Source organism: Saccharopolyspora cebuensis (assembly GCF_039542665.1).
GTDB classification, from domain to species: domain Bacteria; phylum Actinomycetota; class Actinomycetes; order Mycobacteriales; family Pseudonocardiaceae; genus Saccharopolyspora; species Saccharopolyspora cebuensis.
Genome location: NZ_BAABII010000010.1, coordinates 247995 through 271492, shown reverse-complemented (window position 1 = coordinate 271492; position 23498 = coordinate 247995). Strand labels below are relative to the sequence as shown.

Below are 23498 nucleotides of genomic sequence, written 5' to 3'. Positions count from 1 at the left end.
CCGGCTGGAAAGGACGCGCCCATGTCGACCGGTTCGCCAGGCAGCCCGGGGCTGTTCGCGCTGGTGCTGCTGGCCGACGGCCGCTTCCCCACCGGCGGCCACGCCCACTCGGGCGGGTTCGAAGCCGCGGCCGCCGCCGGTCGGGTGCACGACGTCCCCACGCTGGAGGCGTTCCTGCGGGGGCGCGCGGCCACGGCCGGGTTCACGTCGGCGGCGTTCACCGCCGCGACGTGCGCCGCCCTGGCACGCGGCACGACCGACGAGTGCGACGGGCTCGACGCCGAGCTGGACGCGCGCACCCCCGCACCGGCGCTGCGCGCGGCCTCGCGGGCGCTGGGCCGCCAACTGCTCCGCGCCGCCCGTGCGGTCCGCCCCGACGCGGCCCTGGACGCGCTCGCCGCGGCGTGGCCGCACGGCCCGCACCAACCGATCGCGCTCGGCGCGAGCGCCCGGGCCTTCGGTCTCGAACCGCGCACCGCGGCCGTCGCCGCGCTGCACGAAGCCGTGACCGGGCCCGCCACCGCGGCGGTGCGCCTGCTGGGGCTCGACCCGTTCGCGGTGCACGCGGTGCTGGCCCGGATCGGGCCGGTGCTGGAGGAACTGGCCGACGCCGCGGCCGGTTCGGCCCGCACCCCGCCGCGGGACCTGCCCGCGCTGAGCGCGCCCATGCTCGACATCTCCGCCGAGGACCACGCCACCTGGGAGGTGCGTCTCTTTGCGTCCTGACCACCACGAGCACACCGGTCCGCAGCCGACGTTGCCCCGCACCGCGGGGCAGCCGCTCCGGATCGGGCTGGGCGGACCGGTCGGCTCCGGCAAGACCGCCCTCGTCGCCGCGCTGTGCCGGGCCTTCGCCGACGACCTGCGGCTGGCGGTGGTGACCAACGACATCTACACCACCGAGGACGCCGATTTCCTGCTCCGCAACGGAGTTCTGCCCGCCCAGCGGGTCCGGGCGGTGGAGACCGGGTGCTGCCCGCACACCGCCATCCGCGACGACATCTCCGCGAACCTGGAGGCGATCGAGGACCTCGAACGCGAGCTGTCCCCGCTCGACCTGCTCCTGGTGGAAAGCGGCGGGGACAACCTGACCGCCACCTTCAGCCGCGGGCTGGTGCACCACCAGATCTTCGTCGTCGACGTGGCCGGCGGGGACAAGGTGCCGCGCAAGGGCGGGCCCGGCGTCAGCACCGCGGACCTGCTGGTCATCAACAAGACGGACCTGGCCGAGCGGGTGCGGGCCGACCTCTCGGTGATGGAGCGGGACGCGACCGCGGTGCGCGGCGAGCTCCCGGTGCGCTTCCTGTCGCTGGTCGACGACCCGGCGGCCGCGGAGATCACCACCTGGGTGCGCAGCCGGCTGGCCGCCTGAGGGCACCGGACCGTGCGCGCCCGTGCCCGGCTCGGCACCGAACACGACGCCTCGTCCGGCGGGCGGGGGCGCACCCGCGTGCGGACCCTGCGGTCGGAGTGGCCGCTGATGCTGCGCACCACCGCGCCGCTGCGCCGGGACGTGATCAGCGGGTGGGCGTCCCGGGGCGCGGACCCGGCCCGGCTGCACCTCGCCGCCGCGGCGGCCGGTCCGGTGGGCGGGGACGCGCTGCACCTGGAGGTCGTCGTGGGGGCGGGCAGCGCGCTCGTCCTCGGCGAGGTCTCCCCGACCCTGCTGCTGCCGGGTCCGCGCGGCGAGCGGTCGAGCATCCGGGTGGACATCCGGGTGGGCGCGGGCGCCACCCTCGCCTGGCTGCCGCAGCTGGTGATCGCGGCGCGGGGTTGCTCGCACCGCACCGAGGTCCACGTCCGCCTGGACCCCGAAGCGCGCCTGCTGCTGCGGGAGGAGGTGCTGCTCGGTCGGCACGGCGAAGCGCCGGGCGCGCTGGCGCAGCGGCTCCGGGTCACCGTCGGCGACCGGCCCCTGCACGACCAGGAACTCGTCCTGGGCACGCCGTCCTCCGGGTGGAGCGGTCCCGCCGTCGCGGCCGACCACCCGTGCCTCGGCTCGCTGCTGCTGGTCGACCCCGCCGTCCCCGAAGGCCCCCGCACCGCGGGAAGCGCGGCCGCGACGATGCCGCTGGCCGGGCGGGGGTGCCTGGTGACCGCGCTCGCCCCGGACACCTCCGGCCTGCGCGATCAGCTCGACGCGGCCTGCGCCGAGCTGATCGGCGACGAGCAGCCGCAGCCCGTCCCGGCCGCCCCGGCGAGAGCCGCGCGCTGACCGCGCTCACCAGAGGTGGAGGGCCCAAGCCAGGGAACCGAGCACCGCCACGCCGGCGCACAGCCCCGCGGCACCGGCGAGCCGCGCCACGCCGAGGCGCCGCAGGAGGGTGCGGACGAGGACCCCGCACGCGAGCGCGGAGTGGAGGGCGAAGAAGACGCCCGAATGCGCCGCGGTCCCGAAACCGAGCACGCCGCCGCGCTGGAGCAGGTAGGCGACACCGCCGAAGGCCACGACCACCAGGCTCGTCCCCAGGACGGGGCGCAGCGAGTCCGGCAGAGCGCGGCCGGGCAGCTCCGGGTCCGGGCGCCGGAGCCCGCCCGATCGCACCAGCACGACCACGCCGACGACCACCACGACCGCACCCACGAGCAGCGAGAGCACCTCGCCCACGTCCAGCCAGGGCGAGGCGTGGGGCGGGCAGTCGATCCGCTCGCGGGAGCCGTCCGGGTGCACCACGGTGCAGCGCCGGGTCGGGTTCTCCATCGGGCGACTCCTCGCGGTGCGGCCGAGCGCGATCGCCGCGCCGTCCGGCGATCCTAACCGCGCGGGGAGCCACCCGGTTCCGGCAGTGCGAAGGCCGTCGCAGCACACCTGATCACCCGTCGCGCCAGGAGCTCGATCGCCTTGCCCGGGAACGGCGACGTGCTCCCTCCCGCTCCGGGGCTCGATCCCGCTGGCGGCATGCCGCTGATCTGCACCGGTTACGGTGGTCCGGTGGCGGAACCGACCGGGGTGGGCGTGCTCGACCGCGTGATGGCGATCCTCGACGCGGTCGAGGCGGCGCCGCGCGGGGCCAGCGAGCTCGCCCGGACGCTGGAGCTGTCCGTGCCGACCGCGCACCGGCTGGTCTCCGCGATGACCAAGCACGGGCTGTTGCAGCGCGACGCCGACGGGCGGCACCACATCGGCCCGCGCTTCGCCTCGTCCGCGCTGGCGGTGGCGGCGGACCCGGTGCTGGCCGAGATGCGGACGCGCACCGGTGAGACCGCCCAGCTCTGGGTGCTGCGGGGCGAGGACCGGTTGTGCGTCGCGAGCGCGGAGTCCCGGGAGGAGCTCCGGGCGGCCGTGCCGGTGGGGACCGCGCTGCCGCTGTCCGCCCGGGGTTCGGCGGCGAAGGCCCTGACGAACGCGCCGGCGGAGTCGGGCGAGCGCTGGTTCGAGAGCGTCTCCGAGCGCACCCCGCAGCTGTGCTCGGTGAGCACCGGGGTGCGCTACCGCGGCGCGGTCGTCGCGGCGGTCTGCCTGGCCGCGCCGGTGTTCCGGGTCGCCCCGGGAGGACCGGGAGCCCAGTACGGCGCGCTCGTCGACGAGGCCGCCGATCGCCTCGAATCCGCCCTCCGGTACGCCTGAGCGATCTCCACCCTTGCCTCCCGCGGGCCCGGCTGCTTATCGTCATTCTCGTTAAATGATTGCTCTTATCATTATTCGATAATGACTGAGGGAGCTGGCACCATGACCGATGCTCCGCTGACCGGTATCCGCGTCCTCGAACTCGGGAACTTCATCGCGGCCCCCTTCGCCACCCGCCTGTTCGCCGACTTCGGCGCCGACGTGATCAAGGCCGAACGCCCGGACGGCGGCGACGAGCTGCGGAACTGGCGTCGCACCCGGGGCGACACCTCGATGCTCTTCCGCACCATCGCCCGGAACAAGCGGTCGATCACCCTCGACCTGCGCGCCGAGGAAGGCCGCGCGCTCGCGCTCGACCTGGTGCGCCGGTGCGACGTGGTGGTCGAGAACTTCCGCCCCGGCACCCTGGAGCGGTGGGGGCTCGGCCCGGACGACCTCGCCCGGGCGAACCCCGACGTGGTGCTGGTGCGGATCTCCGGGTACGGGCAGACCGGACCGCACCGCGACCGCGCGGGCTTCGGCGGTGTCGCCGAGGCGTTCGGCGGCCTCCGGCACGTCACCGGCCACGCCGACCGGCCGCCGGTGCGCCCGGCCGCCCCCATCGCCGACACCGCGGCGGGGCTCTACGGCGCGCTGGGCGCGCTCATGCTGCTGCTCGCCCGCGAGCGCGGCCACGCGCACCCGGGACCGCGCGTGGCCGACGTCGCGCTGTACGAGTCGGTGTTCATGCTGATGGAGTCGCTGGTCCCGGACCTCGACGCCTACGGCGTGGTGCGCGCGCGGACCGCCGGGAACCTGCCCGGGGTGGCGCCCAGCGGGGACTACCCCACCGCCGACGGCCGCTCGGTGCTGATCGCGGCCAACTCCAGCGGCGCGTTCGGCAGGCTGATGGCGGCGATCGGCCGGGACGACCTCGCCGCCGACCCCGAACTCGCCGACGGCGACGCCCGCTGCGCCCGGGAGGACGAGCTCGACGAGGCCATCACCGCGTGGACGACCCGCCGCACCGCGCCCGAGGCCGTGCGGCTGCTCGGCGAGGCCGGGGTGCCGTGCGGTCCCGTCCACGACGCCCGCGCCATCGCCGCCGACGAGCACTACCGGGCCCGCGACATGCTGCGCCCGCTGCCCGTGGTGGTCGACGGCGAACCCGAGGAGATCCGCTTCCCCGGCGTCGTGCCCCGGCTGCCCGGCGCGCCAGGGGCCGTCCGCAGCGCCGGACCCGAACTGGGCGAACACACCGAGCAGGTGCTCGGCGACCTGCTCGGCATACCACCGGAGCGGATCGCCGACTACCGCGCCAGGAAGGTGGTGTGAGCCGTGCGGGTCACCCTGACCGACGTCGTGCTGCGCGACGGCTTGCAGGACGAACCCGTCCTCGTCGCCCCGGCGGACCGCATCGCCATCGCGGAATCGCTCGTCGCCGCGGGGATCCGGCGGCTCGAAGCCGCGTCGTTCGTCGATCCGCGGCGGGTCCCGCAGATGGCCGGCGCGGAGGAAGTCCTCGCGGGCGTGCCGCGCGGCGGGGAGGTCCGGTGCAGCGCCCTGGCGCTCAACGCGCGCGGGGTGCGGCGGGCCGTGGCCGCGGGAGCCGCCGAGATCACCGCGGTGTCCTCGGCCAGCGGTGGGCACAGCCGCGCCAACGCCGGACGCGACGTCGGCAGCGCGCTCGACGACCTCGCCGCCGCCGTGGCCGAGCACCCCGAGGTCGCGTTCACCGCGGGCATCGCCACCGCCTTCGTGTGCCCCTTCGACGGCGACGTCCCGCCGGAGGCGCTGCTGGCCGTCGTCGACCGCTTCGCGCGCGCGGGCATCCGCCGGTTCGGGCTCGCCGACACGCTCGGCACCGCACCGCCCGAGCAGGTGCTGCGCTCGCTGGAGGTGGTGCGGCAGGCGCACCCCGACGCCGAGTTCGGCCTGCACCTGCACAACGCGCACGGTCGCGCGCTGTCCACGGTGGACGCCGCGATCGAGGCGGGCATCACCCGCTTCGACAGCGCCGCGGGCGGGTACGGCGGCTGCCCCTTCGCCCCCGGCGCGCACGGCAACCTCGCCACCGAAGCCCTGGTGGCCCACCTGCACGCCCGCGGCATCCCCACCGGCGTCGACGAGCGCGCGCTCGACGACGCCATCGGCCTCATCGCGCGGGTGCTGGCCCGGGCGAGCCCCCTCACCTGACCGCTCCCCTCGATTCCCGGTCCCTCGTCAACGGTGACGTGGTCCGACGTGGGTCGGCCCGCGTGATCGGGAGGTCAGCAATGGTCCACGTCCTGTCCCTGCTCGCCCTCGCCTCGGTCTTCGCGCTCGCCACCGCGCTGCCGGTCAACATGGGGTTGCTGGCCTTCGTCGCCGCGTTCCTGCTGGCCGCGCTCTCCGGCCTCCCCGCGGACGACGTGCTGGGCGCCTTCCCCGGCGACACCTTCGTCCTCGTCGTCGGCATCACCCTGCTGTTCGGGGTCGCCAAGGTCAACGGCACCATCGACCTCGTCGTGGCCGCCTCGCTGCGGCTCGTCCGCGGCAAGCGGTGGGCCGTCACCTGGCTCATGTTCGCCCTGTCCGCCGTGCTCATGTCGCTGGGCTCGGTGCTCGCCGCCGGGATGCTCGCGCCGATCGCCATGCCGATCGCCGCGCGCTACCGCATCAAGCCGCTGCTGATGGCGCTGATGCTGCTGCACGGCATGGCGTCCACCGCGTTCTCGCCGATCACCGTCTACGGCGCGTTCACCACCCGCGTCGTGGGCGAGGCCGGGTTCGCCGTCGATCCGCTGCTGCTGTTCGCCGTCCCCTTCGGGCTCAACGTGCTCATCGCGACCCTGCTGTGGGCGCTGCTCGGCCGCCGTCCGTCCGAAGTGGACCAGGGAACCGGCGGGCCCGGGACCGTCGCGGCGCCACCGGTCGCAGCGGTCCCGGACGTCCGGGTGACGCCGATGCGCGCGGTGACGTTGACCGGGATGGTGGCGCTGCTCGTCGCGGGCGTGCTCGGCGTCGACGTCGGCATCGCGGCCTTGGTGATCGGCACCGCGCTCCTGCTGGCGTCCCCGTTCGGCCACGCGAGCTCCTTCGACCACGTGAGCTGGAACGCGGTCGTGCTGGTCTGCGGGATGCTCACCTGCATGGCCGTGCTGGAGCGCAACGGGACGCTGGACCTGCTCGGCGACGCCGCGGCGGCGCTCGGCTCGCCCGCGCTCGCGGCGCTGCTGCTGTGCCTGGCCGTGGGCGTGGTCTCGGCGTTCGGCTCGTCCATCGGCACGCTGGGCATCGGGCTGCCGCTGGCGTTCCCGCTGCTGGAGCAGGGGCAGCTCGGCGCGGCCGGGGTCGTGGTCGCGCTGGCGTTCTGCTCGACGGTCGTCGACATCAGCCCGTTCTCCACCAACGGCGTCATCGTGCTCGCGCAGGCGCAGGTGGCGGACAAGCGGCGCTTCCAGCGGCGGATGCTGGCCTACTGCGGGCTCGTGGTCGTCGGCGCACCGCTGCTGGCCTGGTCGACCGCGGTCCTGCCGGGTTCGCTCTGACCGCGGTCACACCGGGGGCGCGCCCAGGTGCAGCAGGACCTTGCCGCTGGCGGGGTCGGCGGCGACCGCGAGGGCCTCGGCCGCGTCGTCGAGGGCGAAGGTGTGCGTGATGAGCGGATCGACGTCCAGCCCGTCGCGCAGCGCGGCGAGCGCGTCGGTGATCTCGTCGACGAAGCGGTAGGAACCGAGCCAGGTGATCTCGCGGGTCACCAGGTCGCCGAGCGCGGCGGGCGCCGGGGCGCCCGGCAGGTTGCCGACCTGGACCAGCGTCCCGCCGCGCGCCGTCGCCCGCAGCACCGGTCCGAGCGCGCCGGGCGCCCCGGAGGCCTCGAAGACCAGCTCGACGTCCTGGGGCAGGGGCTCGCCCGCGCCGAGCCGCCGCACCTCGTCGGCGCCGAGCCGCTCGGCGATCCGCAGCGCCGGATCCGCCGGGTCCGCGGCGATCACCCGCGCCGCCCCCCGGTGCTTGGCCGCGGCCACGACCAGCGCACCGATCGGCCCGGTCCCGTTGACCAGCACCGTCCGGCCGGACACGTCCCCGGCGCGGTGCACCGCGTGCAGGGCCACCGCCAGCGGCTCCGCGAGGGCGCCCCGCCGGGTCGACACGCCGTCGGGCAACGGCCGGAGCTGGTCGGCGCGCACCGCGCGGAGCTCGCTGAAGCCGCCGTCGGTGTGCGGGTCGAACGCCGCCGATCCGTAGTAGCGGACCCGCGCGTGCAGGTTGGTCCGCCCGGCCAGCCGCTCGGGCAGCGGCTCCGGGCCGACCGGCTCGGCCGGGTGGACGGTCACCGGCCTGCCGACCTCGATCCCGGTGACACCCGGCCCGAGAGCCGCGACGCGTCCCGCGACCTCGTGGCCGAGCACCAGCGGGTGCCGGAGCGCGGCCGTGCCGGAGCTGCCGTGCCGCCAGTAGGCCACGTCGGACCCGCAGATCCCGCCCCACTCCATCGCGACCACCACTTCACCTTCCCCGGGCACGGGGTCGGGCCGGTGGTCGACGCGGACGTCACCGGGCCCGTGCGCGACTGCGGCTCTCATGCGGCGTCCTCCAACCGGACCAGGTCACGACCGCGGGTCTCCGGCGCGAAGTAGGCCGACGCGAACGTGATCAGCGAGTAGGCGATGAGCATCGCCGCGATGGGCCACCAGTGCCCGGTCACGGCGGTGAACGTGGCGGCCAGCACCGGGCCGATGGCGGTGGCGAGGGTGCCGCCGATTTCCTTGGCCACGGCGAGCTGGGTCAGGCGCGTCCGGGCGCCGAAAAGCTCCGCCATCGCGGCGCTCTCCACCGAGAACAGGCCGAGCACCCCGATGTTGAGGCCGAGGACCAGCGCCGCGCTGAGGGCCACCGGGTGTCCGGTGCCGATGACGGCCATCATCGGCACCGCGATCACGACCGTCAACGCGGTCAGCGCGAGGTACACCGGACGGCGGCCGAACCGGTCCCCGAGCACGCCCACCGCGGGCACCACGGCGAACCCGAGGACCGAACCCCAGACCAGCGCGCTGGTCGGCACCGCCTCCGCCACGGCGAGGTTGGTGGCGATGTAGCCGACCAGGAAGGTCTGGATCAGCCCGGAGTTGCCCGCCTGCCCGAAGCGCAGGCCCAGCGCCAGCAGGAAGGCCTTGCCCTTGCGCTGCCGCAGCCCCGCTTCCAGCCCGCTCCCGGCGGTCGCCGCGACCTCGGCCCGCGCCACCGCGACCCCGTCCACGACGTCGGCCCGCTCCTCGAACACCGGGCTCTCCTTGAGGTGCGCGCGCATCCACACGGCGAGCAGCAGCAGGGCGAAGCTCAGCAGGAACGGCAGCCGCCAGCCCCAGCTCAGCAGTTGCTCTTCGGACAGCACCGCCAGCAGCACCGCCCACAGCCCGGAGGCGGCGAGCGTGCCGGAGTTGGTGCCCAGCGCCACCAGCGAGGCGATGAGCCCGCGCCGCCTCGCCGGTGCGTACTCGACGAGCATCACGGTGGCGCCCGCGATCTCGGCACCGGCGCCGAAGCCCTGGACCAGGCGGAGCGCGACGAGCAGGACCGGCGCCGCGATCCCGATGGTCGCGTAGGTCGGCAGCACGCCGATCAGCGTGGTCGAGCCGCCCATCAGCAGGATGGTGAGGAACAGGACCTTCTTCCGCCCGATGCGGTCGCCCATCCGTCCGAAGTAGACGGCACCGGCGAGCCGCGCGACGTAGCCCACGCCGTAGGTGGCCATCGAGGCGATCAGCCCGATGGCGGGGCTGACGTCGGGGAAGAAGAGCTGGTTGAAGACGGTGGCGGCGGCCAGCGAGTACAGCTGGAAGTCCATGAACTCCATGGCCGTGCCGAGCCAGCCGGACGCGGCGGCGCGGCTCAAGTCCTTGGTCGTCCTGGTCCCGCCCGGCGCCGTCGGCGCGCTGTCGGTCATCGTGAGCCCCTTCGCCGCACGTGGTTGCCTGTTCCGCGACCTCGTGAACCCGTCGTCACAGGTCGATCCGCCCCGCGCGCACGTCCGGCATCCGCGCGGCGACCGAGCGCACCAGGTCACCGTCCTCGGCCAGGTCGGCGGCGCCGAGCGCGGTCAGCAGCCGGGCGACCACCTCCGCCGGTCCCGCCGCACCGTCCCAGCACTCCGCGAGCGCCGCCTGCGCCGGGTCCGCGGTGCCGAACGCCTGCCCGCCGCGCTGCCCGGGCCGGGTCGCGTCGGCCCAGCCGCCGAGGGCGAGTTCGAGCACGGGCGCCGCGGTCCCGCGCGCCCGCAGTTCCCGCAGGGCGCCGAGCCACCGCTCCGGGACCTTCCGCGAACCGTCCGAACCGATCTGCTGGAGGCGGTGCGCGATCGCCGGGTTGCCGAACCGCGCGACCAGGTCCTCGACGTAGGCCGCGACGTCGAGCCCGGCGGGCAGGGTGGTGGCGACCTCGCCGGTGAACCGGCGCACGAGCCGCTCACCCCACTCCGCGCGCATCACCTCGGCCACCGTCGCGCACCCGGCCGCCAACCCGAGGTAGGCCAGCGCCGAGTGCGCGCCGTTGAGCAGCCGCAGCTTCATCAGCTGGTGCGGGGCCACGTCCGGCACGAGCAGCGCCCCGTCGAGCTCCCACGGCGGCCGGTCCGCGGCGAAGGCGTCCTGGACGACCCACTGCCGGAACGGCTCGCCGAGCACCGCCGACCCGTCGCGCACCCCGAGCGCCCGCGACGCCCGGTCCCGATCCTCGTCGGTGGTCGCGGGCACGATCCGGTCCACCACCGAGTCCGGGAACGCCACCGACTCCCGCAGCCAGTCGAGCAGCCGGTCCCGGTCCGGCCAGGCGGCGGATTCGGCGAACCCGCGCACCACGGCCGCCAGCGCGGTGCCGTTGGCCGCGGCGTTGTCGCAGGAGACGACCGTGATCGGCGCGCCGCAGCGGCGGAACCGCGCGGCCAGGGACGCGGTCAGCCTGCCGACGACGGTGCGCATCGGGACCGGTTCCCGGTCGGCGGTGGCCGCCAGGTCGGCGGCGATCCCGGGGTCGGCGGTGTCGAGCGCGCCGGTCCTCGGAAGGCGGGAGTAGCCCTTCTCCGTCACGGTCAGGGTCACCGCGGTGACCTCGGGGCCGGACAGCAGCGCGTCGATGCGCTCGGCGTCCGGGCCCATCCGCAGGGCGTCGACCACCGAGCCGACCACCCGGGTCCGGCCCGCGCCCGGCACCCGGTCGGTGACCGAGAACAGGCAGTCCTGGGCGCGGGCGTCCTCGATCGGCGCGCTGGAGCGCGGTCCGACGGCGACGATGCCCCAGGGCTCGCCCGAGCGGGCCGCGGCGGCCTCGGTGTAGACGGCCTGGTGCGCCCGGTGGAACGCGCCCAGTCCGAAGTGGACGATGCGCGGGCGCAGCTCCGCGGGGTCGACCAGCGGGCGGCAGGCTTCGGGCAGCGCGGGCAGGGCCGCGCGGTTCAGCGTCGGGTTCACCAGTCGTGCACCGATCCGTCCAGGCGCCGCGCCATCGGCAGCGAGCGCGGCTCGTAGGGGAAGCGCTCGGCGGCCTCGGCGTCGTACTCCACGCCGAGCCCCGGGACTTCCGGCGGGTGCAGCATCCCGTCCGCGAAGCGCACCCCGCCGCGGAACACCTCCGCCGTCTCCGGCGCGTGCGGCATGTACTCCTGGATGCCGAAGTTCGGCACGGCCAGGTCCAGGTGCACGGCCGCCGCCAGGGTGACGGGGGACAGGTCGGTCGCGCCGTGCGATCCGGTGCGGACCTGGTGCAGGGCGGCGAGGTCGAAGATCCGGCGCAGGTGGGTGATGCCCCCGGCGTGCACGACGCTGGTCCGCACGTAGTCGACGAGCTGTTCGGTGATCAGGTGCCCGACGTCCCAGATCGAGGTCAGCGCCTCGCCCACGGCGATCGGCGTGGTGGTGTGCTGCCGGATCAGCCGGAACGACTCCTGGTTCTCGGCGGGCGTCGGGTCCTCCAGCCAGAACAGGCGGCAGTCCTCGACCCGCTTGCCCAACCGCGCGGCCTCGATCGGGGTGAGCCGGTGGTGGACGTCGTGCAGCAGGTGGAAGCCGAAGCCGAAGCGCTCCCGGACCGCCTCCAGGTAGGTCGGGGCGAAGTCCAGGTAGGCCTCGGTGGACCAGAGCTGCTCCTCGGGCACCGCGGCCGACGCCGGCTCGTAGATCGCGCCCTTGCGCACCCCGTAGCTGCCGGACCCCGGCACGGCGGCCTGGGCCCGGATCGCCCGGTAACCGGCCTCGCGGAAGCGGGCGACGTCGTCGAGCAGCGCGGGCACGTCGGTGCCGCTGGCGTGCGAGTACACCAGCACGCCGTCCCGGGAACGACCGCCGAGGAGCTGGTAGACGGGCAGGCCCGCGACCTTGCCCTTGATGTCCCACAACGCGGTGTCCACGGCGGCGATCGCCGTCATCGTGACCGGCCCGCGCCGCCAGTACGCGCCCCGGTACAGGTACTGCCAGGTGTCCTCGATGCGGGCGGGGTCCCGGCCGACGAGCTGCGGCGCGACGTGGTCGCGCAGGTAGGCGGCCACCGCGAGCTCGCGGCCGTTGAGGGTGGCGTCCCCGAGGCCGGTCACCCCGTCCGAGGTGGTCACGCGCAGCGTGACGAAGTTCCGGCCCGGGGAGGCGACGAACACCTCGGCCCGCTCGATCGTGCTCACGGCGATCCGCTCCTTCGAGTACGTGTGCTGGCGTACCAGTGCTGGTATACAAGCAGTCGTCGAGGAGCGCGTCAAGGGTCGGCCGGTCCGGCGCCTCGGGTGACCTCGGCGCCGGGAGCACGCCGTAAGGTGGGGCCCGTGGCGGAGGGGGCGAAGCGACGCATCGGCAGGCGGGCCATCTACGAGGCGCTGCGCCGCAAGGTGCTGACCCTGGAGCTGCCGCCCGGGACGGCGCTGTCGGAGAACGAGCTCGCCGCGTCCCTCGGCGTGAGCCGCACCCCGGTGCGCGAGAGCCTCGTGCTGCTGGCCGAAGAGGACCTGGTCCAGGTGTTCCCGCAGATCGGCACGTTCGTGTCCCGGGTCGATCCGCGGCGCGTGGCCGACGCGCAGTTCCTGCGCGAGGCGGTCGAGCTGGCGGCGCTGGAGGACCTGCACCCCGATCGCGACCCCGAGGTCCTCGCCGCCCTGGAGGAGAACCAGGCCCGGCAGCGCGAACCCGGCATCGACCTCGAGGAGTTCTTCGCGCTCGACGAGGAGTTCCACCGCCTGCTGCTGCGGCTGTCCGGCCACGAGAGCGCGTGGCCGACCGTCGTGTCGGCCAAGGGCCACCTCGACCGCGCCCGCCGCCTCGGGCTCTACGAGGCCGCCTCCCCCGGGACGTTCGTCGAGCAGCACGCCGAGATCCTGCACGCGGTGCGGGACCACGACGTCCCGCGCGCCCGCGCCACCATGCGCGGGCACCTGCGCGAGGTCTTCGCCGACATCGAACGCATCCGGGCCCGCAGCCCGGAGCTGTTCGCCTCCAACGACGCGGGCGCCCCGGTCCGGCGCAACGTCGTCGTGTGGGAGTGACCCGGCGAACACAACAGAACAACACCACGCAGATCACGCCCGAATCGGGCGGAGTTGTACGGCAATAGTGTTGACTTGTGAGCGTCTGCGTTGACACTTGTTGGCCGCTCCGCGTTCAATACGACCGCACCGCGCCAGCGAGGCGCCGCGTCCGGCGTTGTGGCGCCGGCGCGGTCCCCCCGGAGAAGGGTGTCCGACAATGGTGTCACCAGCCTCGACGACTCGACCGCGGACGACGCGGAAGCTCCTGAGCGCCCTCGCGATCACCACGGCGGCCCTGCTCACCGCCGCGGCGACACCGGTCGCCGCGGCGCAGGAACCCGCCTGGCGGATGGGCGAGCCGCCCCTGACCACGCCCTGGACCGCGCAGGTCTCCCCGGACAACGCGCTGCCGGAGTACCCGCGCCCGCAACTCACCCGCGAGAAGTGGCAGAACCTCAACGGCACGTGGGAATTCGCCGCCGCCGAAGCCGGTGAGGCCCCGCCCTTCGGGCGGAGCCTGGGCGAGCGGGTCCTGGTCCCCTACCCCATCGAATCGGCGCTGTCCGGGATCCAGCGGCACGAGGACCGGATGTGGTACCGGCGCACGTTCACCGTGCCGCCGGACTGGCGGATCCACCACGGCCGCGCGCTGAAGCTCCACTTCGGGGCCGTGGACTACGACGCCGTGGTGTGGGTCAACGGCAAGCGGGTGGCCACCCACCGCGGCGGCTACGGCGCGTTCTCCGCCGACATCACCGACGCCCTGCGTCCGCGCGGCGAGCAGGAGATCGTGGTGGGCGTCGAGGACCGCACCGACGCGACCTGGCAGCCGGTGGGCAAGCAGCGCCTGGTCCCCGACCGCGGCATCTTCTACGAGGGCGCGTCCGGCATCTGGCAGACGGTCTGGATGGAACCGGTGCCCACGGCCCACGTCGTCGAGCTCGACATGGTGCCCGACATCGACACCTCCACGCTCGGCATGACGGTGCGCACCGGCGGGAACGCCGCGGGGCTGCGCGCGGAGGTGGTCGTCCGGGACGGCAGGAGGGTGGTCGGGCGCGCGGTGGGCGCCGCCGACCGGCCGATGGAGGTCCCGATCCCGAACGCCAAGCTGTGGTCGCCGGAATCGCCGTTCCTCTACGACATCGACGTGGTGCTGCGCGACCGCGGCCGTCCGGTCGACCGGGTGTCCTCCTACGTCGGGATGCGCGAGATCGGCACGGCGACCGGCGCGGACGGCAAGCTCCGGATGACCCTCAACGGGGAGATCCTGTTCCACATGTCCACGTTGGACCAGGGCTACTGGCCGGACGGCATCTACACCGCTCCCACCGACGAGGCCCTGCGGTTCGACCTGGAGCAGCACAAGCGGCTCGGCTTCAACACCGTGCGCAAGCACATCAAGACCGAACCCGACCGGTGGTACTACCACGCCGACCGGCTCGGCCTGCTGGTCTGGCAGGACATGCCGTCGATGCGCACCGGCGCGGGCCGTCCGCCGGTCGAGGCGCAGCAGCAGTTCGAGGCCGAACTGCACGAACTGGTCGAGGAGAAGAAGGACTGGACCTCGATCATCGGCTGGGTGCCGTTCAACGAGGGGTGGGGCGAGTGGTCCCGCGAGGCCACCGGCCGCATCGCCGACGAGATCGCCCGGCAGGACCCGACCCGGCTGGTCAACGCGCACAGCGGCGTGAACTGCTGCGATTCGCTCGGCGATTCCGGGAAGGGCGACGTCATCGACTGGCACCAGTACGTCGGACCGGCCGCTCCCCAGCCGGAGGGCGACCGGGTCTCCATGGACGGCGAGCACGGCGGGTTCGGCCTGGAGGTCGAGGGCCACATGTGGTTCGGCGAGGGCCACGCCTACGAGATGACGCCGGACAAGGCGACCCTCACCCGCCGCTACGTGGAGAACCAGCGCGACGTGCTCACCGCGGCGCAGCGGTGCGGCATCAGCGGCGCCGTCTACACCCAGATCACCGACGTGGAGCACGAGGTCAACGGCTTCTTCACCTACGACCGGCGGGTCGAGAAGATGGACTTCGCCCGGGTCCGGGCGATCAACGAGGAGATCGTGCGCACCGCCGACGGCCGCACCGCACCGCCCGCCCCGGACCCCGGGACCCCCGGGCTGGGCGGCGTGCACCGGTACGAGTTCGAGGGCACCGGTCCGACGGCGGTGGATTCCGCCGGTTCGGCCGACGCCGCGCTGACCAACGCCGAGCGGGTGCCCGGGATGCAGGGCGGCGGGCTGTCCTTCGGCGGTGACGGGCAGGCCGACACCGGTGCCGCGCTGATCGACACGGCGGGCAGCTACTCCGTCTCGGCCTGGGTCCGGCTGGACGAGGCGGCCGGGGGCTTCCAGACCGTCGTCAGCCAGGACTCCGGTTCCCACAGCGCGTTCTTCCTGCAGTACTCGGGCGCCGACCAGCGGTGGGCGATGAGCTTCGCCGGGTTGCGCGCGCTGTCCCCGGACAAGCCCGAGCCGGGCCGCTGGTACCACCTGACCGGGGTGCGCGACGCGGCCTCCGGCACCCTCTCGCTGTTCGTGGACGGTCAGCGGGTCGCCCAGCAGAGCGCCTGCCTCGCCGGGGAGTCCGGCGGCAGCACGGTGATCGGACGCGGCCAGTACGGCGGTCAGCCGGTCGACTTCCTGCGCGGCGACGTGGACGACGTGCGGATCTTCGACCGGGCGCTGTCCGACGAGGAGGTCGCCGCCGTGGCCGCGCGCGGCTGACCGCCGCGGCGGAGGGCACCGGGCGGTGCCCTCCGCCGCGCGGGCTCAGCCCGTCCCGCACCTGCCCGGTGCCCGGCTCACGCCGCGGCCCCGGGCAGGTGCAACCGCTGCCAGCCCGCGGTGTCCCGCAGCAGCTGCCGGTCGTGGGTGGCGAGCACGACCGCGGCACCGGTCGCCCGGAGCGCCTCGGTCAGCTCGTCCACCAAGGACATCGACAGGTGGTTGGTGGGTTCGTCGAGCAGCACCGCGTGCGGTCGGCCCGCCAGCACGATGGCCAGGTCGAGCCTGCGCTGCTGGCCGACCGAGAGCTCCGCCACCGGCCGCCCGGTCGAGGGCAGCAGGCCGAGCTGCGACAACGGCACCCGCTCGTCCTCGGCGAGGCGACCGGCGCGCACCCACCGCTGGACGGCCTGCTCGTAGGCGGCGTGCGCGCTGCGCCGGGCCGACGGGGCCGATTCCTGCCCGAGCCACCCGATGCGCGCGGCCCGGTTGCGCCGCACCTCGCCGGAGGTCGGCTCCACCGCACCGGCCAGCACCGCGAGCAGCGTGGACTTGCCCGCCCCGTTCGGCCCGGTCACCACGAGCCGGTCGCCGGAGCTCACTGCGACCGACACCGGCTCGGGCAGCCGACCGGCCACCGCCACTCGATCGGCGCGCACCAGGGTCGCGCCGCGCAGCTCCGGCAGCTCGGGCATCCGGAACCGCTGCGGCGGCTTCGGCACGTCCACCGCGTGCTGCTCCAGCGCCTCCCGCTTGCGGTGCACGGCCTGCACGAGCCCGGGCGCGCGGGTGGCCCGGGTGTGCTTGCCGGTGCCCTTCGGCGGCCGCCACCCGGTCGACAGCCGGTTCTGCGCCGCCGAGAGGTCCTCCGCGAGCCGCCGGTGCTCGGCCTGCTGGTCGGCGTGCTCGCGCTCCCAGCGCTCGCGCTCGGCGCGGTGGCCGTCGACGTAACCGGCGTACCCGCCGCCGTGGACGCGCGGCCGCCCGTCGCTGGTCGGGTCCAGGTCGAGCACCGTGGTGGCGAAGTCGGACAGCAGCGCGCGGTCGTGGCTGACCAGCACGACGCCCCCGGGGTGCTCCCGCAGCGCCGCGGTGAGGTGCTCCAGCCCGGCGAGGTCGAGGTGGTTCGTCGGCTCGTCGAGCAGCAGCAGGTCGTGCCGCGCCCCGAGCAGGCAGGCCAACCGGACCCGGTAGCGCTGCCCGACCGACAGCGCGGCCAGCTCGCGGTCCCGGTCGTCGACCGCGCCGAGCGCCGCGAGCGAGACGTCGACGCGGCGGTCGGCGTCCCAGGCGTCGCGCGCTTCCGCGGCCGCCAGCGCCTCCGCGTAGGCCTCGTCGGCACCGGGACGTCCTTCGACGAGCGCCTCGGTGGCGGTGTCCAGTTCTCGGAGGACGGCGCGGACGCCGGCGAGCTCCACGTCGATGAGGTCGCCGACCGTGCCGTCCGGCGGGATCTCCTGGTCGGCGACGCCGAGGCTGCCCGCCCGGCGGACCTCGCCGGAGTCGGGCCGGAGCCGACCGGCCAGCACGTGCAGCAGCGTGGTCTTGCCCCGTCCGTTCTCGCCCACGACGGCGAGCCGGTCACCGGCCGAGACGGTGAGGTCCACCCCGGTGAGCACGGGATGTCCGCCCCGGGCGAGGTGCACGTCGGAGGCGGCGAGATGGGCCCGCGAGCGCGCGCGGGCAGCAGTGGTGGTCATGTTCTTCCTCGAGCATGAGTCGTCGCGCGCACGCCGGGAACGGCGGCGCGGAGAAGGTGCGTTGGACGCGGCCCCGCTCAGCGCTGACCGGGCTTGAGCCCGTGCGCCGAGCGCTCTGCCCTCAGAGGAAGAAGTAGTGCATGCCGACGAGCGTAGGCGGCGCGCTCGCGGTCACGCAACGTGTTTTCCGGCGACCCGCGCCCGGGACTCAGTGTGATGTGAACCACTTTCCCTTGGATGGCGACGATCAGCGGGGTACCCAGTTACTGCTACTTCAAGTAACAGTTACTCCTCGTCCGGAACAGCCGTCACCGCAGGGAGCTCCCATGACCGGCACCGCGAACCACACGGCCTCGTCGCAGTCCGGCCGCCACGACGTCGCGGACCGACTGCTGCGCTCCTCGGAAGTCCTGTCCTACGACCCGGCGCGGGAAGTGGACTGGGACACCCCGCTGGACACCAGCTACCACGGCACCAGCCCCGAGTGGAGCACGCTGTACGGGACCGCCTACTGGCGCGAGATGACCCCGGAGCAGCAGCGCGAGCTCACCCGGCAGGAAGCCGCCTCCGTCGCCAGCACCGGCATCTGGTTCGAGATGATCCTGCAGCAGATGATGCTCCGGGACTTCTACGCCAAGGACCCGACCAACCCCGACTTCCAGTGGGCGCTGACCGAGATCGCCGACGAATGCCGGCACTCCATCATGTTCGCCCGCGGGGCGGCCAAGCTGAACGCGCCCGCCTACCGGCCCAAGCGCCTGGCCGTGGAGCTCGGCCGCGTGTTCAAGACGGTCGCCACCGGGGAAGCCGCCTACGCCGCGATCCTGGTGGCCGAAGAGGTCCTCGACGTGATGCAGCGCGACTGGATGCGCGACGAGCGCGTCGTGCCGTTCGTGCGGACCGTGAACAACATCCACGTGGTCGAGGAGTCGCGGCACATGAAGTTCGCCCGCGAGGAGACCAAGGCCCGGCTGGAGGGATCGGGGCGGCTGCGCCGCGAGCTCAACGCCGTGGTCGTCGCCACCGCCGCCCACGTCATCGTCACCAGCATGGTCAGCGACCAGGTGTACGCCAGGGCCGGGCTGGACCCGAAGCGCGCGATCCGCGAGGCGAAGGCCAACGAGCACCACAAGTCCATGCTGCGGTCGAGCTGCTCCGGGCTGATGGAGTTCCTCGGTTCCGCGGGCCTGCTCACCGCCCCGGCGCAGCGGATCTACCAGCGCGCGAACCTGATCTGATGGCCTTCGCGATCACCCAGACCTGCTGCAACGACGCGTCCTGCGTCGCGGTCTGCCCGGTCAACTGCATCCACCCGACGCCGGACGAACCGGACTTCGGCACGACCGACATGCTGCACATCGACCCGGCGGCCTGCATCGACTGCGGCGCCTGCGCCGACGCGTGCCCGGTCGACGCGGTCTTCCCGGTGGAGTCGCTGACCGCACCGCTCAAGGCCTACGCCGACCTCAACGCCGCCTACTACGCCGACCGCGACCCGGCCCCGCGCGACCGCGACCCGGCGCCGAACTTCCACACCTGGGCCCCACCGGTGTTCGACCGCGTGCTGCCCAGCGACTTCCCGGAGCTGGACGTCGCCGTCGTCGGCACCGGCCCCGCCGGCATGTACGCCGTCCAGGACCTGCTGCTGCACACCAGCGCCCGGGTGACGCTGCTCGACCGGCTGCGCACCCCCGGCGGGCTCGTGCGCTACGGCGTCGCCCCCGACCACCCGTCGACCAAGAAGATCGGCGAGGCGTTCCGCCGCTTCCACGACCACCACCGGCTCCGGCTGCGGCTCGGCGTCGAGGTCGGTGCCGACGTCTCGGCCGCGGAGCTGGCCGAGCGGCACGACGCGGTGATCTACGCGGTCGGGGCCTGCGCACCGCGCCGCCTCGGCCTGCCCGGGGAGGACCTGCCCGGCAGCATCCCCGCCACCGACGTCGTGGCCTGGTACAACGGGCATCCGGACGCACCCGCCGACGGCATCGACCTGTCCGCCGAGCGCGCGGTCGTGGTGGGCAACGGCAACGTCGCGCTCGACGTCGCCCGGATCCTCACCGCCGATCCCGAGGACCTGAACGGCACCTCGATCGCCCCCGCCGCGCTGGACGCGCTGCGCTCCAGCCGGGTGCGCGAGGTCGTCGTCCTCGGCCGGCGCGGCCCGGAAGCCGCTGCCTGCACGGCACCCGAACTGCGCGCGCTCGCCCACCGCACCGAGCTCGTCCTCGACGACCACGACCCGCGCATCGCGGCGGCCCTCGACGCCGCGACCGACGAGAAGGCGCGGCTCCTGCGCGGGCTCCCCCGCGAGGGCGTCGACTGGACCGCGCCTCCTGCGACCCGCCGCATCGTCCTGCGCTTCCACTCCGCACCGCGGGCGTTCCTCGGCGACGGCGCGGTGCGGGGACTGCGGGTCTCCGGCGGCGCCGGGGAGGTGGACATCGGCACCGGCCGGGTGATCACCGCCGTCGGCTACCGCGGCACCGCGCTGCCGGGGCTGCCGTTCGACGAGACCGGCGGCACCGTCCCGAACGAGGGCGGACGCGTGCTGGACCGCCCCGGCACCTACGTCGTCGGCTGGATCAAGCGCGGCCCCTCGGGCGGGATCGGCAGCAACCGGGCGTGCGCGCGGGAAACCGTCGACGCCCTGCTCGACGACGTCGTCCGCGGGCGGCTGGTCCCGCGCCGCGGCGGGCGGGCCGCCGCCGCGCTCCGGCGCCTGCGCGGCAAGGCCCTGCGCGGCAAGGCCCTGGCCGACTGACCGGCGGGCGTCCAGCCGGAGCCGGGTGATCCGGCCTCCTCGCGGCGGATCAGGAGTTCCGCACCCGGGCGACATCGGGCACGGTGGCACCGAGGCGATGGCGACCCGGACGGAGGGCTGCGATGGAGACCGGGACAACAGCGCACGCGGGGGCCGAGGCGGTCGTGTCGGCGTTCTCCCGGGGGTGGCGCGAACCGCACCCGCACGCCTGGGACGACGTCCTCGCCGAGGACATCAGGCTGGTCCAGCCGCTGCTGCGCGACCGGGTGGGCAAGCAGGCGCTGGCCGAGGAATACGGCCGGTTGCTGGCCCTCATCCCCGACCTGCGGGGCGAGGTGACCGGGTGGTCGGCGACCGGCAGCACGGTGCGCGTCGCGCTGCGGCTCACCGGCACCCTCGGTCGGCTGCCGCTGGTGCTCGACGTCGTCGACCAGCTCGGACTGGACGACCGCGGGCTGATCCGCTCGCGGCGCGCCCGGTTCGACCCGCTGCCCGCCGTCGTTCTGCTCGCCCGGCAACCGCGGGCGTGGCGGGCGTGGTGGCGCTCCGGCGTCGGACCGCTGCTCGGACGGCGACGACTGCTCCCGCAGGACCCCGAGCACGCCGGGAGGACGCCGGTCGTCGCCGTCGGCGGGTTGCTGCTCGCCGCCTCGGCGTGGGCGCTCTCCCGGTACGGCCGACCCGGTCGGCGGGGAGTCAGCTCACGGCCTGCCGGACGAGCGCGGCGAGGGATTCCTGGGCCTGCTCGCTGAGCTCGGTCACGGCGTAGGAGGTCGGCCAGAGACCGCTGCCGTCGTCGAGACCGGCTTCGGGGGTGAACCCGAAGGTCGAGTAGCGCTCCTTGTCGGCGCGGCCGCTGCGGAAGAAGCACACGACCTTCCCCTTCCGGGCGTAGGCGGGCTGGCCGTACCACAGCTTCGGCGCCAGCTCCGGGGCGTTGGCGGTGACGATGGCGTGGACCCGTTCGGCCACCGCGCGGTCGGGGCCTTCCATCCGCTCGATCTTCGACAGCACGTCGGCTTCGTCGGCTGCCGCCTTGCCGCCCCGGCCGCGGACCTTCTTCAGCTCGGCGGCGCGCTCCTGCACGGCCGCGCGTTCCTGCTCGGAGAACCCGCCGGCGTTCGTCGTGGCGGCCTCGTCGGGCGTGGAGCTCATCACTGCTTCCCCTCCTGGTGGTGATCGCTGGTCGCGACGGTAATCGCGCCGAGCACCACGGGCTTCTCGAATCCTGATCGATCGACCCGGTCGACGCCGCGTGATCGCGGCCGGGCTCACCGGGCCGACTCCTCGGCCAGCGCCGCCATGCCGGACAGCACCTCGGCGAACGACGTCGACAGCGGTGCGGGGCCGATCCGGATGCCGTCCGGTGTCCGGAAGTCCGGGAGCACCCCGCGCTTCCAGAGCCGGTCGGTGACCTCCCGGAAGTCCGCCCGGCGCAGCGTCAGGTGGCCGCCGCGGCGCTCCGGGGCGCGCGGGGAGGCGACCGCCACCCCGCGCGGGCCGAGCCACTCGTCGGCGAGGCGCAGCGCGAACCCGGTGAGCAGCACCGACTTCGCCCGCACCGCGTCGATCCCGACCTCGTCGAGCAGGTCGAGCCCGGCCAGCAGCGGGATCATGGCCAGGATCGGCGGGGTGCCGGACAGCAGCGCGCGCACGTCCGGCGCCGCCTCGTGGCCGGGTCCCATGGCGAACGGGTCGCGGTGCCCGAACCAGCCCTGCACCGGCTGCCGCAGCGCGGCCTGGTGCCGCGCCGCGAGGTAGCCGAAAGCCGGGGCGCCGGGGCCGCCGTTGAGGTACTTGTACGAGCAGCCGACGGCGAGGTCGGCGCCCCACTCGTCGAGCGCGACCGGCACCGACCCGACCGAGTGGGAGACGTCCCACAGGACCGGTGCGCCCGCGTCGTGGGCGATCCGGGTGATGGCCGGGCCGTCGGCGAGATGCCCGGAGCGGTAGGCGACGTGCGAGAGCACCACCAGCGCGGTCGCCGGGCCCACCTCGGCGGCCACCTGCTCCGGGGTGACCCCGGCGGCCGGGTCGGGGTCGATCCAGCGCAGCGCGGCGCCGCGCTCCGCGGCGATCCCCTCCAGCACGTAGCGGTCGGTCGGGAAGTTCTCGGCGTCGAGCACGATCTCCCGGCGCCGCGGGTCGGCCGCCATCGCCGCGTCGACGGCGGCGCGGGCCAGCTTGTACAGCAGCACCGTCGTCGAGTCGGCGACGACGACCTGGCCCGGGGCGGCACCCAGCGCGGCCCGGCCGATCCGGTCGCCGACCTGGCGCGGCCAGTCGATCCAGCCCTCGTCCCAGCCGCGGATGAGCCGCCCGCCCCACTCCTGGCCGACGAAGCGCCCGAGCCGCTCCCCCGCGGCGCGCAGCGGCCGGCCGAGCGAGTTGCCGTCGAGGTAGGCGACGACGCCGTCGGCGGGCAGGAAGCGGTCCCGGTACCGCCCCAGCGGATCTTCGGCGTCCAGCCGCCGGGCCTGCTCCGCGAACCGCTCGAACTCCCGCACCCCGACCTCCGCTCACCGCCCGGCACCCGCCGGCCGACAGGGTAGTGAGCGCGGCGCGACGGCGGTCGCTAGGCGGTGCGCATCCCCCGCCACACCAGGTCGGTGAGGTTCTCGGCCTGGCCCCGCCAGTCCCCCTCCGGGTCGAGGAAGAACAGGCCGCACAACCCCCGCTGGACGGTCTCCGCGTCCAGGTCGGCGCGGACCGCCCCGGCCTCGACGTTGGCCCGCAGGAGCGCGTCGACCGCGCCCACCACGGACTCGTAGGCGTTCGCGGGCAATTCCAGGTCCGAGGTCGTCGCGGCGCGCAGGGCGGTGGCCAGGCCCCGCTTGGTCATCATGTAGTGCGCCAGGTGGTCGGTCACCCAGACCCGGAAGGCCCGTTCCGGGCCGTGCTTGTCGAGCAGGTCCGGCACGACCTCGACGAGCTGCCGCACCTCGCGCTGGTACACCGCCAGGATCAGCGCTTCCGGGGTCGGGAAGTGCCGGTACACCGTGCCGACCCCCACGCCCGCCTGCTTCGCGATAGCGTTGAACGAGATCTTGCCCGACGAAGCCAGCGACCCGGCCGCGACCGCCAGGATGCTCTCGTGGTTGCGGCGGGTGTCCGCACGCCGGGAACTGACCGGCCCCATCGCCCCTCCCGGTTGTCCGCGTTCGAGCAAGGTGACGGTAGTCCACCACCCGGAGCGACCGCGCCCGGGCGGCGTGCTCCTTGCGGAGCGGATTGTAATCCGCTAGCTTCGGACCGAGAAGCGGATGGAT

At 74.6% G+C, this 23498-nt stretch carries 21 protein-coding genes; 12 read left to right on the top strand and 9 right to left on the bottom strand.

What is annotated here, in order from left to right; all coding sequences use genetic code 11:
• The first annotated feature begins 21 nt into the window (after positions 1–21).
• From ABD976_RS15715 to ABD976_RS15705, 3 genes are read left to right on the top strand one after another with little or no spacing between them, the layout of a single operon-like run.
• The gene (locus ABD976_RS15715) at positions 22–726 is read left to right on the top strand and encodes an urease accessory protein UreF (protein ID WP_345363710.1); all 705 of its coding nucleotides are present in this window, start codon (positions 22–24) and stop codon (positions 724–726) included.
• Positions 716–1372 carry an urease accessory protein UreG gene (gene ureG / locus ABD976_RS15710; RefSeq protein WP_345363708.1) on the top strand — a complete coding sequence of 219 codons (657 nt, stop codon included), beginning with the start codon at positions 716–718 and terminating at the stop codon, positions 1370–1372. Before ABD976_RS15715 ends, ureG begins: the two co-directional genes overlap by 11 nt.
• Positions 1373–1384: 12 nt before the next feature.
• Positions 1385–2215 carry an urease accessory protein UreD gene (locus tag ABD976_RS15705; RefSeq protein WP_345363706.1) on the top strand — a complete coding sequence of 277 codons (831 nt, stop codon included), beginning with the start codon at positions 1385–1387 and terminating at the stop codon, positions 2213–2215.
• Positions 2216–2221: 6 nt separating this feature from the next.
• On the opposite strand, the gene ABD976_RS15700 is transcribed toward ABD976_RS15705, so the two are convergent.
• Positions 2222–2701: a hypothetical protein gene (locus ABD976_RS15700; RefSeq protein ID WP_345363704.1), complete on the bottom strand. Its 480-nt coding sequence runs from the start codon at positions 2699–2701 to the stop codon at positions 2222–2224.
• A gap of 231 nt (positions 2702–2932) precedes the next feature.
• Between ABD976_RS15700 and ABD976_RS15695 the strand changes: the two genes are divergently transcribed.
• The 4 genes from ABD976_RS15695 (at position 2933) to ABD976_RS15680 (ending at position 7077) form a co-directional block, all read left to right on the top strand.
• Positions 2933–3568: an IclR family transcriptional regulator gene (locus ABD976_RS15695; protein ID WP_345363702.1), complete on the top strand. Its 636-nt coding sequence runs from the start codon at positions 2933–2935 to the stop codon at positions 3566–3568.
• Between the two features lie 102 nt (positions 3569–3670).
• On the top strand, positions 3671–4882 hold the full coding sequence (locus tag ABD976_RS15690; RefSeq protein WP_345363700.1) for a CaiB/BaiF CoA transferase family protein: 1212 nt from the start codon (positions 3671–3673) through the stop codon (positions 4880–4882).
• 3 nt (positions 4883–4885) lie between these two features.
• Positions 4886–5743: a hydroxymethylglutaryl-CoA lyase gene (locus tag ABD976_RS15685; protein WP_345363698.1), complete on the top strand. Its 858-nt coding sequence runs from the start codon at positions 4886–4888 to the stop codon at positions 5741–5743.
• A gap of 80 nt (positions 5744–5823) precedes the next feature.
• Positions 5824–7077, top strand: coding sequence for an SLC13 family permease (locus ABD976_RS15680; RefSeq protein ID WP_345363696.1), 1254 nt, complete (start codon positions 5824–5826; stop codon positions 7075–7077).
• 6 nt (positions 7078–7083) lie between these two features.
• Here the strand turns inward: ABD976_RS15680 and ABD976_RS15675 are convergent, their stop codons facing one another.
• From ABD976_RS15675 to manD, 4 genes are read right to left on the bottom strand one after another with little or no spacing between them, the layout of a single operon-like run.
• A complete protein-coding gene (locus tag ABD976_RS15675) occupies positions 7084–8115 on the bottom strand; it encodes an L-idonate 5-dehydrogenase (RefSeq protein ID WP_345363694.1) in 1032 nt (343 codons plus the stop codon).
• Positions 8112–9476, bottom strand: coding sequence for an MFS transporter (locus tag ABD976_RS15670; RefSeq protein WP_345363692.1), 1365 nt, complete (start codon positions 9474–9476; stop codon positions 8112–8114). The genes ABD976_RS15675 and ABD976_RS15670 overlap by 4 nt, the downstream gene beginning before the upstream one ends.
• A gap of 55 nt (positions 9477–9531) precedes the next feature.
• Positions 9532–10995 (bottom strand): mannitol dehydrogenase family protein, encoded by a 1464-nt coding sequence (locus tag ABD976_RS15665; protein WP_345363690.1) that lies wholly within the window; start codon positions 10993–10995, stop codon positions 9532–9534.
• The gene (gene manD, locus ABD976_RS15660; RefSeq protein WP_345363688.1) at positions 10992–12197 is read right to left on the bottom strand and encodes a D-mannonate dehydratase ManD; all 1206 of its coding nucleotides are present in this window, start codon (positions 12195–12197) and stop codon (positions 10992–10994) included. Before manD ends, ABD976_RS15665 begins: the two co-directional genes overlap by 4 nt.
• 138 nt (positions 12198–12335) lie before the next feature.
• Between manD and ABD976_RS15655 the strand changes: the two genes are divergently transcribed.
• Both ABD976_RS15655 and ABD976_RS15650 read left to right on the top strand, forming a co-directional pair.
• Complete coding sequence (locus ABD976_RS15655) at positions 12336–13049, top strand: GntR family transcriptional regulator (protein ID WP_345363686.1); 714 nt, start codon at positions 12336–12338, stop codon at positions 13047–13049.
• A gap of 199 nt (positions 13050–13248) precedes the next feature.
• On the top strand, positions 13249–15768 hold the full coding sequence (locus ABD976_RS15650; protein WP_345363684.1) for a LamG-like jellyroll fold domain-containing protein: 2520 nt from the start codon (positions 13249–13251) through the stop codon (positions 15766–15768).
• A gap of 77 nt (positions 15769–15845) precedes the next feature.
• On the opposite strand, the gene ABD976_RS15645 is transcribed toward ABD976_RS15650, so the two are convergent.
• Entirely contained in the window at positions 15846–17468 is a 1623-nt protein-coding gene (locus tag ABD976_RS15645; protein WP_345363682.1) for an ATP-binding cassette domain-containing protein, read from the bottom strand.
• Between the two features lie 326 nt (positions 17469–17794).
• Here ABD976_RS15645 and ABD976_RS15640 point away from each other — a divergent pair, with 326 nt between their 5' ends.
• From ABD976_RS15640 to ABD976_RS15630, 3 genes are all read left to right on the top strand, one after another.
• Complete coding sequence (locus ABD976_RS15640) at positions 17795–18706, top strand: AurF N-oxygenase family protein (protein WP_345363680.1); 912 nt, start codon at positions 17795–17797, stop codon at positions 18704–18706.
• Positions 18706–20229, top strand: coding sequence for an FAD-dependent oxidoreductase (locus ABD976_RS15635; protein ID WP_345363678.1), 1524 nt, complete (start codon positions 18706–18708; stop codon positions 20227–20229). The genes ABD976_RS15640 and ABD976_RS15635 overlap by 1 nt, the downstream gene beginning before the upstream one ends.
• A 122-nt stretch (positions 20230–20351) precedes the next feature.
• Positions 20352–20981, top strand: a complete 630-nt coding sequence (locus ABD976_RS15630; protein WP_345363676.1) for a nuclear transport factor 2 family protein — start codon at positions 20352–20354, stop codon at positions 20979–20981.
• Here ABD976_RS15630 and ABD976_RS15625 read toward each other — a convergent pair.
• The 3 genes from ABD976_RS15625 to ABD976_RS15615 form a co-directional block, all read right to left on the bottom strand.
• Complete coding sequence (locus ABD976_RS15625) at positions 20926–21384, bottom strand: DUF1801 domain-containing protein (protein ID WP_345363674.1); 459 nt, start codon at positions 21382–21384, stop codon at positions 20926–20928. The genes ABD976_RS15630 and ABD976_RS15625 overlap by 56 nt on opposite strands.
• A 116-nt stretch (positions 21385–21500) precedes the next feature.
• Positions 21501–22736: a kynureninase gene (locus ABD976_RS15620; RefSeq protein ID WP_345363672.1), complete on the bottom strand. Its 1236-nt coding sequence runs from the start codon at positions 22734–22736 to the stop codon at positions 21501–21503.
• Positions 22737–22804: 68 nt separating this feature from the next.
• Positions 22805–23368 carry a TetR/AcrR family transcriptional regulator gene (locus tag ABD976_RS15615; RefSeq protein ID WP_345363670.1) on the bottom strand — a complete coding sequence of 188 codons (564 nt, stop codon included), beginning with the start codon at positions 23366–23368 and terminating at the stop codon, positions 22805–22807.
• Between the last annotated feature and the right edge of the window lie 130 nt (positions 23369–23498).